The 17,082-nt window shown below is 37.8% G+C and carries 13 protein-coding genes; 9 read left to right on the forward strand and 4 right to left on the reverse strand.

Annotation, left to right across the window (positions count from 1 at the left end; translation table 11 throughout):
• Window positions 1-25: 25 nt before the first annotated feature.
• From CWD90_RS04960 to ribB, 8 genes are all read left to right on the forward strand, one after another.
• The gene (locus CWD90_RS04960) at window positions 26-340 is read left to right on the forward strand and encodes a thioredoxin family protein (RefSeq protein WP_103474834.1); all 315 of its coding nucleotides are present in this window, start codon (window positions 26-28) and stop codon (window positions 338-340) included.
• Window positions 321-578: a DUF6952 family protein gene (locus CWD90_RS04965; protein ID WP_103474835.1), complete on the forward strand. Its 258-nt coding sequence runs from the start codon at window positions 321-323 to the stop codon at window positions 576-578. Before CWD90_RS04960 ends, CWD90_RS04965 begins: the two co-directional genes overlap by 20 nt.
• A gap of 190 nt (window positions 579-768) precedes the next feature.
• Window positions 769-1,275, forward strand: coding sequence for a thiol peroxidase (gene tpx / locus CWD90_RS04970; protein ID WP_103474836.1), 507 nt, complete (start codon window positions 769-771; stop codon window positions 1,273-1,275).
• A complete protein-coding gene (locus CWD90_RS04975; protein WP_103474837.1) occupies window positions 1,268-1,633 on the forward strand; it encodes a diacylglycerol kinase family protein in 366 nt (121 codons plus the stop codon). Before tpx ends, CWD90_RS04975 begins: the two co-directional genes overlap by 8 nt.
• A gap of 128 nt (window positions 1,634-1,761) precedes the next feature.
• Window positions 1,762-4,140, forward strand: a complete 2,379-nt coding sequence (locus CWD90_RS04980; protein ID WP_103474838.1) for an FtsK/SpoIIIE family DNA translocase — start codon at window positions 1,762-1,764, stop codon at window positions 4,138-4,140.
• A 31-nt stretch (window positions 4,141-4,171) separates the two neighbouring features.
• The gene (locus tag CWD90_RS04985; protein WP_103474839.1) at window positions 4,172-4,816 is read left to right on the forward strand and encodes a LolA family protein; all 645 of its coding nucleotides are present in this window, start codon (window positions 4,172-4,174) and stop codon (window positions 4,814-4,816) included.
• Between the two features lie 73 nt (window positions 4,817-4,889).
• The gene (locus CWD90_RS04990; protein WP_239986465.1) at window positions 4,890-6,305 is read left to right on the forward strand and encodes an LptF/LptG family permease; all 1,416 of its coding nucleotides are present in this window, start codon (window positions 4,890-4,892) and stop codon (window positions 6,303-6,305) included.
• A complete protein-coding gene (gene ribB / locus CWD90_RS04995; protein WP_103474841.1) occupies window positions 6,302-7,444 on the forward strand; it encodes a 3,4-dihydroxy-2-butanone-4-phosphate synthase in 1,143 nt (380 codons plus the stop codon). Before CWD90_RS04990 ends, ribB begins: the two co-directional genes overlap by 4 nt.
• An 80-nt stretch (window positions 7,445-7,524) precedes the next feature.
• On the opposite strand, the gene CWD90_RS05000 is transcribed toward ribB, so the two are convergent.
• The gene (locus CWD90_RS05000) at window positions 7,525-8,313 is read right to left on the reverse strand and encodes a 3-keto-disaccharide hydrolase (protein WP_103474842.1); all 789 of its coding nucleotides are present in this window, start codon (window positions 8,311-8,313) and stop codon (window positions 7,525-7,527) included.
• Between the two features lie 127 nt (window positions 8,314-8,440).
• Window positions 8,441-12,466, reverse strand: a complete 4,026-nt coding sequence (locus tag CWD90_RS05005; protein WP_239986466.1) for a hybrid sensor histidine kinase/response regulator transcription factor — start codon at window positions 12,464-12,466, stop codon at window positions 8,441-8,443.
• Here CWD90_RS05005 and CWD90_RS23175 point away from each other — a divergent pair.
• Window positions 12,465-12,602, forward strand: coding sequence for a hypothetical protein (locus CWD90_RS23175; RefSeq protein WP_192877992.1), 138 nt, complete (start codon window positions 12,465-12,467; stop codon window positions 12,600-12,602). The genes CWD90_RS05005 and CWD90_RS23175 overlap by 2 nt on opposite strands.
• A gap of 7 nt (window positions 12,603-12,609) precedes the next feature.
• Here the strand turns inward: CWD90_RS23175 and CWD90_RS05010 are convergent, their stop codons facing one another.
• Both CWD90_RS05010 and CWD90_RS05015 read right to left on the reverse strand, forming a co-directional pair.
• A complete protein-coding gene (locus CWD90_RS05010) occupies window positions 12,610-14,922 on the reverse strand; it encodes a GH92 family glycosyl hydrolase (protein ID WP_103474945.1) in 2,313 nt (770 codons plus the stop codon).
• Window positions 14,923-14,932: 10 nt separating this feature from the next.
• Window positions 14,933-16,987 carry a glycosyl hydrolase 115 family protein gene (locus CWD90_RS05015; protein WP_103474844.1) on the reverse strand — a complete coding sequence of 685 codons (2,055 nt, stop codon included), beginning with the start codon at window positions 16,985-16,987 and terminating at the stop codon, window positions 14,933-14,935.
• Window positions 16,988-17,082: the final 95 nt, after the last annotated feature.

Here is a 17,082-nt window from a genome sequence, read left to right on the forward strand (position 1 = left end):
TTTTCACTAATTAAAATAATAAAGTATGCTACTTGAATTGGAAAATGATAATCTTCAAGAGATTATTGATCAAAATAAAAATGTGGTCGTTCAATATTCGGCTTCGTGGTGCGGTAATTGTAGAATAATGAAGCCCAAGTTTAAAAAAGAAGCCTCCTCAAATGAGAAAATTACTTTTGTTCTTGCAGATGCGGAAAAATTCCCTGAATCCAGAAAGTTGGCCAATGTGGACAATCTTCCCACTTTCGCCATTTTTAGTGATGGGGAATTTAAGAATCAGGTTCAGACCAATAAATATGATGTTTTAAAAGAATTGATAAGTGAAATTACCAGTAATTAAACACCTAACCACCTTCATCGCTGAAAATGATGAGGACTATGTATTGGAAACCATAGAGACATTGGAATCCATAACCGAAGTTTCTTCACTAAAAGATGAGGAATTGGATGTAATTGGCGAATTGATTTCCAATTTGTACGGAGCCTTAGAGGTTCAAAAATCCATTAAAGAAGGGAAGCCCCAAAAAGAGGCTTTAAACGAATTTATGCAGAGGGTTGTTGGCGCTATTGACAAGTAGTTGTAAAAGCCCCCTCTCAACCTGATAGTGGTAAATCCCTCTATTTCTTTGGACAATCCATTGGGTATAGGGATTTGCCATTAATTCATCTACTAGGTCTAGGCTTTTTATAATCCTACTTTTTTATTTATTATTCCTTACATATCAATCATATATTTTTTATTTTCACGCAAAATTAAAAAACATAATTATGGCTACTGTAACACTTAAAGGAAACCCAATTAACACTATAGGAACACTCCCTGCCACAGGTACTGAGGCTCCCAGCTTTTCGTTGACCAATAAAGATTTATCTACTAGTACTTTTTCCCAGTACAAAGGAAAAAAAATAGTATTGAATATTTTCCCAAGTGTTGATACTGGTACATGTGCACAATCTGTTAGACATTTTAATGAGAAGGCGGCGGAATTAGAGAATACTAAAGTTTTATGTGTTTCCAAGGACCTTCCTTTTGCCCAAAATCGTTTTTGTGGTGCTGAAGGAATAGAAAACGTAGAAATGCTGTCCGATTTTAGGGATGGTAACTTCGGGAAGGCTTATGGTGTGGAGTTTATTGATGGCCCCCTTAAATCATTGCATTCCAGATCGGTAGTTGTACTTGACGAAATTGGAAAAGTAATTTATACGGAACAAGTTGCGGAAACTGTTGACGAACCTAATTATGAGGCAGCATTAGAAGCTTTGATAGATGCCTAAGGAAAGCTTCTTGGTGAATCGCATTAAAAGTGTTGGTTTTGCTTTTAGGGGAGCATTGCTCTTACTAAAAACAGAGTCCAGTATCAAGATTCAGGTTTTTATCACTATTGTGATGACGGCAGCGGGGTTTTATTTCGAAATTTCCAACACAGAATGGATTCTTCAAATTTTAGCAATAGGATTGGTTTTAGGGATAGAAGGCCTTAACACTGCCATTGAGAAAATGGCCGATTTTGTTCAGCCCGAATATGATCAGAAGATTGGATTCATAAAAGATATTTCAGCAGGTGCGGTTATGTTGGTGTCCATTGCAGCCTCCATTATTGGCCTAATCATATACCTTCCAAAGCTTATTTGATATATATTAGTAATAGCACTTAATATATTAGGTTAAGGCGCGGTTTCCTTAAAATGAGATATCAAAGGGAAAAGTTCGGATGAGTTCATAAGTAAATTTGTAATTTAGCCTCCAGAATTGAATATTTAATGGCAAAAAAGGTAAGAAAACCCAAGTCAACACCCAATAAAAAAGGCTTTTCCTTAAAATTATCGCAACAGAACAAAATTATTTTTGGGGGGTTGTTAATGCTTTTAAGTATAGCCTTATTCTTTTCTTTTGTCTCCTTTTATTTTACATGGCAGGACGATCAGAGCTTGCTATCCGAATTTTCGAACAGAAATGAACAGGCAAGAAATTTATTGAACAAATTTGGAGCCAATGTAAGTCATTTCGTGTTATATAAAGGATTTGGTGTATCCTCTGTCATATTTACTTTTCTTCTATTTATTACAGGGCTTTATATGTTTTTGAGTTTGCAAAAACAAGGGCTACTCCGGAAATGGATATGGGGGTTGGTATTTATAATCTGGTTTTCCGTTGCCCTAGGCTTTTTTGCCGCAGGGAAACCACTTTTAGGTGGTATGGTTGGCTATGAAATGAACGATTTTCTTCAAGATTATGGAGGAAAAGTTGGTGTCTTCCTACTATTGCTTTTCGGTTTGATCGTTGTTTTGGTAAGGTTGTTTCAATTTTCCCCTGATAAAGCAGTTGCCTATATAAACGACAAGGGAAAATCTTTGGCATCGGAGTTCAAGAATGGTAAAACCACTAAGGTTACCAGTGACCGGGAGAACGATATTTTATACACGGAAGAAAAGGTGGAAACCCCTATTATAATAGATACTTATACCCATAAAAAAGATATTCCTGTTCTAACAAAAGAGGAGGAAGAGAAGGAATTTGAAGTTCAGGTGGGTCCCGAAGAGGAGACTATTGCCATGGAGGTTGAGAAAATCAAAGAGGAAAAAGAAGAGTCCGATAATATTTCGGATAAACTTGTGGAAGATTTTGGAGAATTTGATCCTACCTTGGAATTGGGTAATTTTAAATTTCCCCCATTAGACCTTTTAGATCAGCATGGGGCCACAGGTGGTATTACTATAAACCAGGAGGAACTCGAAGAGAACAAGAATAAAATTGTAGAGACCCTAAAGAATTATAAAATTGGTATTGCCCAAATTAAAGCTACTATAGGCCCCACAGTTACCTTATATGAAATTGTTCCTGATGCTGGGGTGCGAATTTCAAAAATAAAAAATCTTGAGGATGATATTGCTTTGTCCCTTGCGGCCTTAGGCATACGTATTATTGCTCCTATTCCTGGTAAGGGTACCATTGGTATCGAAGTCCCGAATAAGAACGCTACAATTGTTTCCATGCGTTCCGTAATAGCCTCGAGCAAATTTCAAAAAGCAGAAATGCAATTGCCCATTGCTTTTGGTAAGACTATTAGCAATGAAACCTTTGTGGTAGACTTGGCGAAAATGCCCCACTTGTTAATGGCAGGTGCTACGGGACAGGGTAAATCTGTTGGATTAAATGCAGTATTGACATCCCTGTTGTATAAAAAGCATCCGGCAGAGGTTAAGTTTGTACTAATAGATCCCAAAAAAGTAGAACTTACACTGTTCAATAAAATAGAAAGGCATTATTTGGCCAAATTGCCAGATTCGGAGGAGGCTATTATCACCGATAATGCCAAGGTAATCAACACTTTGAATTCTCTTTGTATTGAGATGGACAACCGTTACGAGTTGTTAAAGCTGGCCATGGTGAGGAATATTAAGGAGTACAATACGAAGTTTAAATCGAGAAAATTGAACCCTAACGATGGGCACATGTTCTTGCCATATATTGTTTTGGTTATTGATGAGTTTGCCGATTTAATTATGACCGCTGGGAAGGAAGTAGAAACACCAATTGCCAGATTGGCACAATTAGCCAGGGCTATTGGTATCCACCTGATTATTGCCACTCAACGGCCATCGGTCAACGTAATTACGGGGATTATTAAGGCCAATTTCCCCGCCAGGATTGCTTTTAGGGTTACTTCTAAAATAGATTCAAGGACCATTTTAGACGCCCAGGGTGCTGATCAATTAATTGGACGGGGTGATATGCTTTTTACCCAGGGCAATGAGGTTACTCGGATTCAATGTGCCTTTGTGGATACTCCTGAAGTTGCCAAGATAACAGAATTCATTGGTTCACAGAGAGCTTATCCAGATGCGCACTTACTTCCAGAATATGTAGGAAACGATGATTCTGGCACAAGTATTGATTACAATATCTCTGACCGTGATGCTATGTTTAGGGAAGCGGCAGAAGTAATAGTTATTGCACAACAAGGTTCGGCCTCATTAATACAACGAAAGTTGAAATTAGGGTACAATAGGGCCGGGAGAATTGTGGACCAATTGGAAGCTGCGGGTATTGTTGGACCGTTTGAAGGTAGTAAAGCCCGTCAGGTTCTTGTGCCGGATATTTATGCCTTAGATCAACTCTTGAGCAATGAAAGCAAGTAGGTAGCACTTTTAAAATTTTAAAAAAAAGAGAATGAAACTTAAATTATCTATTATATTATTGGTGTTATCAACTTCAATTTCTTGGTCGCAAAATTCAGGGAAGGCCAAAGCGTTGTTGGATGAAGTTTATAACAAAGTAAAAAGTTATGACAATATTTTTGTAGACTTTAAATATAGCCTCAATAATGAGGAGGCCAATATAAATACGGAAACACGGGGAGATGTTACCATGCAGGGAGAAAAATATTTATTTAATTATTTAGGCTCCAAACAATTATATGATGGTAAAAAAGTATATACCGTTGTTCCGGAAAATGAAGAGGTCACAATTGAAGAAAAACTGGATGATGAAAACACTATCACCCCTTCTAAAATGCTAACTTTCTATAAACAAGGTCACAATTATGATTGGGATATTTTGCAAAATATACAGGGAAGGAAAATCCAGTTTGTAAAATTGACCCCTATAGATACCAATTCCGAAATCAAATCCATTCTGTTGGGGATAGATGTAGAGACCAAACACATAAATAAGCTTATTGAAACTGGGAAGAATGGTACCAAAACCACCATTACTGTTAATTCTTTTAAAATAGACCAGCCTTTGTCCAAAACCTTATTTACTTTTGATGAAAATAAGTATAAGAATGATGGGTACTACATCATAAGAAACTAGTCCATTGAGAATTCTAGACCGATATATTTTATCGAGGTTCCTCTTTAATTTTTTCAGTTCGTTTGTGATACTGATGTTTATCTTCGTATTCCAAACGATCTGGCTGTTTATTGATGATTTTGCAGGTAAGGGGTTGGATATTTTTATAATCGGAAAATTCTTGTTTTACCTTATGCCCAACCTAATGGAGCGGGTAATTCCATTAACTGTACTACTTTCATCTATCCTTACCTTCGGTTCCTTCGCGGAAAATTATGAATTTGCGGCCATGAAGGCCTCTGGAATTTCTTTGCAAAGGGCAATGCTACCACTTATTGTTTTTGTCACCTTTTTAGGAGGGGTAACGTTCTATTTTGCCAATAACATAATACCAATTTCGGAACAAAAAATATATAACTTAAGGAGGAATATTGCCAAGGTGAAACCAGCTGCCATTATTTCGGAAGGTGTTTTTAGTGATTTGGAAGGTACGGAGATGAATATGAAGGTAGACCGTAAATATGGTAAAAACGATCGGTTCTTGGAAAATGTAATTATTCATGAAAAGTCTAAAATAAAGGTCAATACTACCGTAATCAAAGCTAAAACAGGAGAACTTATAAGTAGTGAGAAATCGGACATTTTACAATTGGTATTGAAAGACGGGAATTACTATTCTGAAATGCCTACCAAAAACAATAAGGAAAAGAAGAAAAATCCTTTTACCAAAGCCAATTTTAAAACTTATACCATAAACAAGGATCTTTCGGATTTGGCAGATGTTGATTTGGATGAGGAGCGGGATATAAGTACGGATAAGATGAAGAATATTTCTCGCTTATCCAAGGACATAGATTCCCTAAAGGGGGACAACGTAAAATTGGTGACCGCCTTTTCCAAGAATATTGTTGGCAGAATGGGAGCTTTCGTGCCTCTTAAAAAACCCGATTCCTTATCCCAAATTATAATTGATAAAAATAAGAAGGAAAGGGATTCGTTGGGGACCAAATTATCCACCGATAACTTAGTAGCACTTTTCCCTACGTGGCACCAATCGCAAATTGTAAATTCCGCTAAAAGTTCCATTTCCAATATTATCACAAGTATACAGGGAAAGAAAAATGAACTTCAAATCAAGTATAAGATTTACCGCCTACATATTTTATCCCTGCATAAAAAATACGCATTGGCCCTGTCCTGTATTATCTTATTCTTTGTTGGTGCGCCACTTGGTGCCATAATCAGAAAAGGAGGTTTGGGGTTACCTATGGTAATCGCTATTGTTTTATTTCTTACGTACTATTTTATAGGTGTATTTGCCGGTAATTATGCGAAGGAAGGGAATATTAATCCAATAATAGGCGCATGGCTTTCTACGTTTATAATGTTACCTTTAGGTGTGTTTTTAACTAACCGTGCAACGGCGGACAAAGGTTTAATGTCTTTTGGAAGTATTTTGGATTATTTTAAAGGCATATTTAAGAAAAAAGATAAAATTGCTGCAACATGACAACAAAAGTTAGCAAGACTATTACGTTAAATACCATTGAAGAGGCTATTGAGGATATTAGACAAGGCAAGGTAATTATTGTAGTGGATGATGAGAATAGGGAAAATGAAGGGGATTTTTTGGCAGCTGCAGAATTGGCCACTCCTGAATTGATCAATTTTATGGCCACCCATGGCAGGGGACTTATCTGCGCTCCACTTACCGAAGGTAGATGTAAGCAACTTGGTTTGCACATGATGGTCCACAATAATACGGATCCTATGGAAACCGCTTTTACCGTTTCTGTAGATTTAAGGGGCAATGGAGTAACCACTGGTATTTCTGCAGCAGATCGTGCAAGTACCGTTAAGGCTTTGACCGATGAAGGTATCAAGGCATATGATTTGGGAAGGCCTGGGCATATATTTCCGTTGGTAGCCAAGGAAGGTGGTGTATTAAGAAGAACGGGGCATACAGAGGCCGCTATTGATTTTGCCCGTTTAGCTGGACTGAAACCAGCTGGGGTTATCGTTGAAATTATGAACGAAGATGGCTCTATGGCTAGATTACCACAATTGGTAAAAGTAGCCAAGACATTTGATCTTAAAATTGTTTCCATCGAAGCCTTGATTGCCTATCGTATGGAGCACGACAGTCTAATTCGTAAAAAGGAAGATTTTAATATTGTAACCAGATTCGGCGATTTTAGATTGCGGGCCTATCAGCAGACCACGAATAATCAAGTTCATATTGCTTTGACCAAGGGTACCTGGAATAAAAACGAAAAAGTTCTTACCCGTATTAATTCAACCTTAATAAATAATGATATTTTAGGTACGTTAACGAACAATCCCGATAAAAAATTGGAGGATATGTTCAATGCGATCAATGAGGAGGGTAAAGGTGCATTTGTATTTATAAATCAAGAAACCGAATCTTTGAATTTACTGGGAAGATTGGGCGAATTGAAGGAGTTGCAAAAGAAGGGCATATTCAAAGCACCAAAAGTGGATATGGATGCTAAAGATTTTGGAGTAGGCGCACAAATTTTACACGATTTGGATATTGCCAAAATAAGGCTTTTGTCTAATTCTACCCAAACTAAAAGAGTGGGTATTGTAGGGTACGGGCTCGAAATCGTTGAATATGTAACCTATTAACCACAACGCTTAATTCTTAAAATAAAATGCCGAAGAACATTGTTCTTCGGCATTTTATTTTAGCCCAAAGTAGCTTGTAATTACAATGGTCTTACCCAGATATTCCTGAACTGTGTTTTGTTGCCGTGGTCCTGTAGTGAAAGTACATCGTCACCATGGGCAGATGGGTAGTCGTGCAAACCAATATAATAGGTGTTTCCACTAATTGCAACATTATTTTGTACTAGAACACCGTTGTGAAGCACGGTAATCTTCGCCTTGGCATCTAAACGGCCATCTTTTTTAAATCTAGGAGCCGTATAAATTACATCATACGTGTTCCATTCCAACGGACTGCGCATGGCATTGACCAATGGTGCATGGTCTTTATAAATACTGCCGGCCTGTCCGTTTCTATAGGTACGGTTATCGTATGAATCCAATATTTGAAGTTCATACCTGTCTTGCAAAAATAATCCGCTATTGCCCCTACCCTGGCTTGAACCTTCCACTTCATCCGGAGCACTAAATTCTATGTGTATCTGACAGTCACCAAATTTCATTTTTGTGCTTATACCCCCAGAACCAGGAACTACTTCCATATGGTTGTTGTCCACAATTTTCCAAGGCGCAGGTTGTGTACTGTCTTTTTGCTTAACCCATTGGTCCAAGTTGGTGCCATCAAATAAAATTATAGCATCTGAAGGGGCGTCTCCCAAGATTTTAGCAGGTGTTACTATGCCTACTTCGGGCTCCCATATTTCAGTCATAGCCGCCTTCATGGGCATAGGCGATACTTCAGGTGGAGTACTAATATGCTTATTTTGTGCTCCTATTTGAAAGGAAAAAGCAATAGAAAATAAGCACAGGGAAATAGTCTTGGAATTCATGTCATAAATGGGTTTAAATGTGAATTTTATTGATTTTTAAATATAGTTATATTACTTAAACTTTTCCTAGAGTTTAGATAGGTTTCCGTTACTAATTGAAATTATTTAGTAATCTTGGTTAATAAGTCTACTTGATAAGATTGCTTGGAGGGTAACCAAATTGCTTTTTAAAACAGCGGCTAAAATACAAAGGGTCGTTAAATCCTACCAGACCTGTTACTTCACTGACATTATATTTTTTGGTATTAAGTAATTGTGCTGCTTTTTTTAGGCGAATGGTTCTTATAAATTCATTTGGGGCCAAATCTGTTATCTCCTTTATTTTTCTATATAATTTGGAAGAACTCATACCTAATTCGTGACACAAAAAGTTGGTATTTAGTTCTAGGTTCCCCATATCATCTTCAATCAATTTAGTGAGTTTTTCCATAAAAATCTCATCAGCGGGCGAGTGTGTCAAAGTAGTGACTTCACTTTCCACTTCCCCTGAAAATTTGTTTTTCAGCTCCATACGTGATTTGATGATATTCTCAATTCTAGTTTTTAGTAAAGAGGGTTCAAAGGGTTTTACCAAATAACCATCGGCACCACTGCTATAACCTCGAATTTTATCATCACTATCCGAAAGAGCTGTTAATAGAATAACAGGTACGTGACTAATATTGTCATCGTTCTTTAGAATTTTACAGAATTCCAGGCCATCCATTTCTGGCATCATAATATCTGCTATGCATAATACTGGTTTTACTTTCCGACATTTTTCAAGACCTACCTTTCCGTTTTCCGCTTCAAAAACTTTGTAATGGTCTGAAAGATATTCCACCAAATAATTTCGCAATTCAACATTGTCTTCAATAATAAGTATCCGTTCTTTTAAGTGGGTACTTTGAATTACCTTTTTAGCTGTTATTAGTTGAGGAGATTCCCGGACAGTATCGGGCTTAACAACCTCAAAAATTTCAGCGTCTAAATAGGCTTTTTTTGAAATTGGGATTTTTAACGTGAAAGTACTTCCTTTTTCCAACTCACTCTCGACCTCTATAGTTCCTTTGTGCAGTTCCACCAAGGCCATGACCAGGGACAATCCAATACCGGAGCCAGTGTTGTTTTCTTTACTATTGGAAGCTTGATAAAATCGGGAAAAGATCTTTTCTTGACTCTCTTTAGGGATACCGATACCATCATCACTGACTTCAACTATCAATTGTTGTTCGTTATTCTCCAAACTTGTATTTACAAATAGGTCCACGTAACCGTATTTGTGGGTAAATTTCAAGGCATTGGATAGTAAATTATATAGTATTTTATCGTATTTGTCCCAGTCCAAATAACCTTCTAAATCCGGATTGTCGCAAACAATATTAAAGTTTATTTTCTTATCATCTGCCAGTTCTTGGAACGATCGGAAGGTATTGGTTGTTCGTTGAAAAATATTGGTTTTAGTGACTTTTAATCTTAACTCGCCAGATTGGGCCCTACGAAAATCCAATACCTGATTGACCAGGTTTAAAAGTCTGTTGGCATTTTGGTGGATTAGATTGAACCTGCTTTGTTGGAATTGACTGCCGGATTCTTTTCCCTCCTCAATCAATTGTTTTGCTGGACCTAAGATAAGGGTCAAAGGAGTTCTTAACTCATGTGATATATTGGTGAAAAATTTAAGTTTTTCATTGTTTAGTTTTTCATCACGCTCTCTTTTTACTTTTTCCAACAACAGCTCTTGCTTTAGAATTATCCTTGCCTTTATTTGTTTTCTAACAAAATAGAACACTACAGAAAGAACTATTAGCGCTAGTAATAACGCTTTATAGGTTAACCAAAATGGGGGTAATATTTTTATGTTATAAGTAGAAATGGGACTCCAAACTCCATGACTGTTCATAGCCTTAACCTCAAAAATATAATCCCCAAAAAAAAGATTGGTATATTGAACGGTACGTTGTCTTATATCTACAGTGGTCCATTGGTTATGAAATCCCACCAGTCTATAACTGTATTTATTGAAACGTTCGTTACTATAAGAGGGATTTGAGAAGGTTAAGGAAAAATTTTTGTTATCATTTTCAAGTATCAATGCCCTTCCCTTGTTAATATCTTCTTTAAGAATTAGTTGGTCATTGAGCACATCCCCTATCTCAATTTCATTATTCTGTATACGAATATTAGTGATAATAGGAGGCGGTGATTTATCATTGTCCTTAAGGTCTTTTGGTGAAAAGCTAATGATTCCGTCCTTACCTGCCAGATACATATGATCATCGCTGGCATAATAGAAGCCTCTCGAACTAAATATGTCCAACCGATTTCCACTATCCGTATAATACATATTTAGTTTCTTCGAAACTGTATTGTATTTGGCCAAACGGTTGTTATTCATGTTTAACCATAAATTACCGCTATTATCTGTAACTACATTTGTTATCCAAATATCATTTAAATCAAGGGGTTCCATTACGGGTACGAAATTATCAATACTTGGATCGTAATAGTCAAGGCCTTTTCTAGTTGCTGCCCAAATGTCACCGGCAGGGTCTATTACTATACCACTCACATTTTCATGAGATAAACCAGGTTCAGCTCCTATTTTGGGATTGTATGACTTTGCAATATTAGTAAGGGGGTCATACTTTAGGATTCCTGTCTGTGTCGCATACCAAAGAGACCCTAGGGAGTCTATAGCAATCTGATTTATTTCACGGGAAGAGAGCAATAGGCCCTCAGATTTTTCAGGTTGGCCTAGTTCCGTATTTAGAATTAAGGATCCTTCTCCGTGTGAACCAATTGCCAACTTGTTATTTCCCAGGCTGGCAAATGCCAATATAGGTGCAGGGCCAAATCCAATTTCAATGACTTTGGAAGTTTTGGCTAGATAATCGTAGATTAAAATTTCCCCATTCCAAAGACCGCAGTAAAATATTTTACCATCTTGAGAATATATACTGGCTATATCATGGCCATTTCGGTATAAAGGCATTACCCTTTGGCAGGACGAGCAGGAATTATCATCCTCGACAATAAATAGTCCGTTGTGTCTTGTAGCCACAATAACCTTATCATCAAATGTTTTGGAAAAACCTCGAATTCTGGGTACTTGATTATCCAAATACTTGGATATGTCCTTATTTACTCGAAATTGATTGCCGAAGGGGTCATACTTGTCCAATCCGTTCTCGGTGCCAATCCACAATAAACCTAATTCATCAAAATAAAGTTCATAGACAAGATCATCTATGAGGGAATCACTGTTGGACAATTCCGAATAGTACCATTCGTATTTTTGTTCGGTGATATCCTCAAGCTGATCCACTACCAGAATACCACCTAGGGTACCCAACCAGTATTTTCCATCCGGCGCTAGGGCGATCGAAACAAAATATGGGCCCAGTTTACCCTTAATTTTCTCATCTTCTATATATAGATTTGTAAATTGGTTGGATTCCAGGTTCAATTTGTAAAGGCCTTTTCTACTGCCCACAAAAACATCTAAATTAGCATTTTCATAGATAAAATTCACGTAAGGGTTTATTTCTTTCGAATCCGGGACGTTTAGGGTGTAAGTGTCTGTTTTTACAGGGTTCCCCATGTTGTCTAAAGTGATTTTGGCTACGCCAGCGGTTCCGTAACTTCCTATCCATAGATGGCCTTTAGTATCCTCAAAGATTTCTTTGATATACTCAAAACCTTGTAATTCTATTTTTACAAAAATATTTTGATCCTGATGGTATACAAAAAGTCCCTTATTTTTGGTACCCACCCAAATTTGCTTAAAACGATCTATATGTACAGACCTTATTTCTTCATCCTGTAAACTATGGGAATCATTGGGGTTTGGTAAAAAAGTAGTGAATTCTTGGGTGTCAATGTCTAACAATGTTAATCCACCCCGAGTTCCTATCCATAATTTATTGGTTTCTTCGTCTAATTCCAAGGCTGTGATATCATCATTTGGGATGGTATTGGCAACTGAGGAAGAACTCATAAAGGATTTAAACTGATATCCGTCGAATCGATTGAGACCAGAAAAAGTACCCAACCAAAGGAACCCATTTTTATCTTGGACAATATGTCTAACGGAATTGTGAGAAAGTCCATTGGCATCATTATAGTGTTCAAACTTGATGGTCTGCGAAAACAGACCCCAAATTGAAACCATGTATAAGATTAAATGGCTAATGATGGCTTTCATTGGGAACCAATTGTTATTAGTTACAAGATACGGCAATAATGGAGCACTTGCCATGGCCCGATATAATTTAGGCCTTTTAAAACCTGAGCCATGGAGGGAATAGGTTGGTTTTACTCCTCCCCTAGCTCCAACTCCAGTTCCAGTTCTCCTCCTTTTGCCAATTGTGAGTGCCTTATGGAAAAGTCATTTAATACCTTACCGTCTAGGGTGACATTTTTTACGGACCATTGTTCCTGTCCATTGTTTTTAGTCTTTATAGAAAGCTGCTTTCCAGTATAATAATCGGGATGAAGACTTACCTCTACCTTATCAAAAATGGGACTTCCCAATTCATAAATCGGATCCTCTTCCGTTCCTCCGTTCATTTGAAAAAGCCCCATTTTCATCAATACGGCCAAACTTCCCATAAGACCTTGGTCTTCATCTCCATTATAACCTGTTGCCGGAGAAAGTCCACTAAACACCTTACCTACCACCTTTTTGGACCAGAATTGTGTAAGATCAGGCCTATCTAATTGGTTAAAGATAAAAGCAGTTTGTATGGAAGGTTGATTTCCGTAATTAATGGGGACCCGCCTGTATTCGGGGTGTAACTCTTGAGCATGCGAATTGCCTGCTGCGAACCCTAATTTTTCAGCGGCTTCAAACTGGGCGTTCAACTTATCGACAGCCATTTCCTTACCGCCCATAAGGGTCGCCAAGCCATCAATATCATGGGGTACGAACCAGGTGGATTGTGCTCCATTAGATTCTACAAATCCATGTTCGTGTTCGTAGGGATCATAATTCTTTAACCAAATTCCATCCACATCCTTGGGTCTCATCCAGCCTAAGCTTTCATCGAACACATTTTTGTAATTTCGGGAACGTTGTATAAAAATAGCGTAGTCTTCCTTATGACCTAGTTTTTTGGCCAATTGCGCCAAGGTCCAATCTTGGTATGCGTACTCCATGGTAAGGCTTGCCCCATCCTGGTGTCCACCAAATTTACCTTCAGGTATCGGATATGGTACATAGCCATTACTTAAATAATACTTTAATCCACCTCCTAGAGCAGTTTTGTGCTCATATCCGGCCTTTTCCATTATACCGCCAGGCATATGGTTTTTCTTTAACGCCTGATATATAGATTCAAGATCTTCTTTAATAATTCCTTTCTGAATGGCACTAACTATAAAAGGAGTAGAGGAAGAACCTGTCATTACATAGGTATAATTACCTCCTGAAGGACCTCGGGGAACTAAGCCCCCATCTTGGTAATATTGTAGAAGAGAAAGGACAAAGTCTTTCATGATGTCTGGATATACCAACCCCCAAAGCGTATTAATCGTCCATTGCGCACCCCAAAATGAATCGGAATTATAATGGTTAAACTTAGGTTTTCCTGTCGCATCCAAAGGAATCTGTCCTATTCTTAAGTTATCTCCAGTGTTATCGGGATAGGCTCCATTAATATCACTTATTACTCTTCTGCCTTGCAAGGCGTGCCAAAGGTCCGTATAAAATCTGCGTTGTTGTGTTTCTGAACCTCCTTCAATTTTAATTCTACCCAGAAACCCATTCCATTCCTCTTTTGCTTCGCCAACCACTTTTTGAAAATCCCAATGGTTCAATTCCACATCCATATTGGCGGTTGCATTTACGGCTGAAGTATAGGATATACTAGCTTTCATTAAGACATTCCGGTTTTTTTCATCCGTGAAGACTAGATAATTTCCGGTATCAGGGTCTTGTTTAATAGCGGTAATTTCCGAGTCCAATTCTATTTTAAAAAAGAGTTTGAAGGGTTTGGGTCGTCTGTGGGTAGGAGTCATTTCCAACTCACCGCTAAGGGTATTGTTTCCAATTTTTTCTAGGGTCCCGTTTATGTTTTCATTGGGTCCCAAGAGCGTGTTAAGGTTAAAAAGTATGGCCGGACTGCCATTTTCGGGAAAAGAGTATTTGTGGAACCCAACTCTTTTGGTACTGGTGAGCTCCGCTTTTATGCCTTGGCGCTCTAGTTCCACATAATGATAACCTGGAGAAACCTTCTCCGCATCGTGATTAAATTTGGAATAAAAATCCTTGTATATCGTTGTCTTGTTTTCTGAGGTAATGGCTACTGGCATTACTGAAAGCCCTGAAATCTGCCAACCGTGCACATGGCTAAATCCTTTAATAGTATCCGTTTTGTATCTATATCCACTACCCCATGCACCATTAAGTTCTGTGTCTGGACTTAAATTCACCATACCAAAGGGCCTGGAGGCAGAGGAAAAAAAGAACCATCTGGAGTTTTCGGAATCGAGATGAGGGTATACTAAATCTACGGGAGATGTAGTATTCGACTTTAAATTCTGCGAGGGTGATTGCTCGGTTTTACAGGCATAGCAAATTAGTGCCGTTAATAAGGCTATAAGAATTCCCGAATAAAATTTTTTCATAGGTTCACTTTTATAATTTATTCTCAAGATTTATTTTAATTGTATTTACCATTTCTATAGTGGGAAAGCCATTATTTGGTCTACGGATTTCCGGGGAATACCACTTGGCCCATTTTACATCCTTGTCCCCAGCGTTCCTATTTCGATAAATTATTTCTAATTTCTGGTATACTTCAGGTAACTGGTCCATAGCTTGTTTTATATAGCTAGTCTTTCCTGAATCCTCATATTGTTTTTTCAACAGGGCAATTCTATGTAATGTGACTTCGAATGAGATAAGGTCGTTGTAAAGTAGCGCAGGTAGATAAACATATGAATAATAGAAATCAGTTACCAATACTGTTTTATCAAAGCCTTTGCTGGCTTCCTCCAGAGATTGTTGAATAAAGTTTTGAGTAATTTTCACATGTTCTAGGTCATTTTCAACCCTTTTAAAGTCATGTGGTACAGGAGACTTTCCAGGTCTTTGTATCGGTGAGTCCGATAGGTATGAAATAGCCTCGCGAATCTCCCATAGATGCTGTACGTACCCTATTCTTCCTTCTTGAGCTTGGTGTAGTAGTTTCATGGATGCTATAGCGGGGTTGCGCTGACTTTCCTTAAAATATCTAGAGGTCCATTGTTTGTAGAAATCATCATTGTTAAAGCTATCGGGATCTTGGCAAACCGCACTATAAGCTTCTAAATTAAGTAGGAAGGGTCTGAAATTTTGCCCATTTACCAAACAATAGTTATCTGCTCCATAGTTTTTAAACATTTCTTTCATTACTGTTTCCACTTTTTCAGGATATGGATTATGTACCGTATGGTTAGACCAATAACCAGCATGCATGTAAGTTCCAAATTTATAGCCATCGGTAGTATCGGGCAAATGCTCAAAATCACCAAAACCATGGTCGGACCAAAGTACAGTCCAATCTTTTGGAGGCCTAAATCCTTCATTCCACATTTCCATACCATCCGAATAACAAACCAGTACTTTTTGTGCTTCAGGTTTGTATTCATCCACTAACTTTCCAAAAGCAGCATACACCTCATTAAAAACTTCTATTTTACTTTCTCCGCAACTACTTTTATATTCCCAATCCCAAATTTGATGACGTGGGCGCAAAATAAAAATGTCGGTCTTAGCCAAAGGCGTTTTTTCTAAATAATAGCGCCATGCTTGTAACCAATCTTCTCTATAAGTTTTCCAACAATCCGCTTTACTGGCATCCATGGGGTGAATTTGATACCCTAAAGCAAAGTCAATGGCGACTTTCATTCCTTTCTCGTGTGCATAATCTATCATCTTTCCCACATAAGCGGTATCAATTTGATAGTCTGGTTTTAATGCTTTGTATTCAGGACGGTTAAAAAATTCGGGACGTCCCAACATATCAAAAAATTGAATAGCGTTGTAACGCAAACGCACTAGGGAGTTGATCATTTGGGTATAGCTTTCCCAGTCGTACTCCAGTAATTTGCCTCTGTAATTGGCAAGTTCATCCACATCGTTTTCGAAATAGCAGAGAATGGGTACCTTTGGTGGTTCAATTCTTCGATTTTCAAAATTGACCAAATCCAAGTTCGTTTTCTTTAAAGCCTTCTTCCCTGTCCAATATTCAAGAGGGTCAACACCTAAAATTTCTTTTGAATAGTCATAGACGGCGTACTGAAAACCTTGTACATCCGATCCAGCAAGAACAATGGCATCCTGATTATTTTCCAATTTTGTTTTGTGCCATAAGCCTCCCCTTGGTCCTGGATTATCACCAGAAAGTACTATGGCTTTCTTTTTAACCATGCTGGCGATAAGGTTATTGGATTTGGGAGTACCTAAAACAAAGGTCAGGGAACCTTTTGGAATATTGTCATTGTCGGAAATCATACGGCCTTCTAGTCCCAGTACTTTTGATAGGTCTGACTTTAAATCTTCGGCAGTACTTATCTCTACCTCGTTTGCTTCATTTCCCATCACCAAATAATAGTACTCCGTTTGTTGACTGGAGCAAGATGCAAGCATTAGAATCCCTAAAAATAGGCCCCAAATTTTTCTTGGTATTATATGGAAGGTTTTGATCATTTCAATTCTGCTGTTAAATATACTATCCCTAAGTTTATTGTACTTTGATTTTTTAAAAAAAAATGGACAGGCGAATTAACCTGCCCATTTTTGAA

Source organism: Arenibacter catalasegens (assembly GCF_002909235.1).
Classification (GTDB): Bacteria; Bacteroidota; Bacteroidia; order Flavobacteriales; family Flavobacteriaceae; genus Arenibacter; species Arenibacter catalasegens.

Bases quoted from the DNA above. Each gene is read 5' to 3' on its own strand.
- CWD90_RS04960 (WP_103474834.1), top strand. From the start codon at position 26: ATGCTACTTGAATTGGAAAATGATAATCTTCAAGAGATTATTGATCAA.
- tpx (WP_103474836.1), top strand. From the start codon at position 769: ATGGCTACTGTAACACTTAAAGGAAACCCAATTAACACTATAGGAACA.
- CWD90_RS04975 (WP_103474837.1), top strand. From the start codon at position 1,268: ATGCCTAAGGAAAGCTTCTTGGTGAATCGCATTAAAAGTGTTGGTTTT.
- CWD90_RS04980 (WP_103474838.1), top strand. From the start codon at position 1,762: ATGGCAAAAAAGGTAAGAAAACCCAAGTCAACACCCAATAAAAAAGGC.
- CWD90_RS04985 (WP_103474839.1), top strand. From the start codon at position 4,172: ATGAAACTTAAATTATCTATTATATTATTGGTGTTATCAACTTCAATT.
- CWD90_RS04990 (WP_239986465.1), top strand. From the start codon at position 4,890: ATGTTTATCTTCGTATTCCAAACGATCTGGCTGTTTATTGATGATTTT.
- ribB (WP_103474841.1), top strand. From the start codon at position 6,302: ATGACAACAAAAGTTAGCAAGACTATTACGTTAAATACCATTGAAGAG.
- CWD90_RS05000 (WP_103474842.1), bottom strand. From the start codon at position 8,313: ATGAATTCCAAGACTATTTCCCTGTGCTTATTTTCTATTGCTTTTTCC.
- CWD90_RS23175 (WP_192877992.1), top strand. From the start codon at position 12,465: ATGTATAAGATTAAATGGCTAATGATGGCTTTCATTGGGAACCAATTG.
- CWD90_RS05005 (WP_239986466.1), bottom strand. From the start codon at position 12,466: ATGGTTTCAATTTGGGGTCTGTTTTCGCAGACCATCAAGTTTGAACAC.
- CWD90_RS05010 (WP_103474945.1), bottom strand. From the start codon at position 14,922: ATGAAAAAATTTTATTCGGGAATTCTTATAGCCTTATTAACGGCACTA.
- CWD90_RS05015 (WP_103474844.1), bottom strand. From the start codon at position 16,987: ATGATCAAAACCTTCCATATAATACCAAGAAAAATTTGGGGCCTATTT.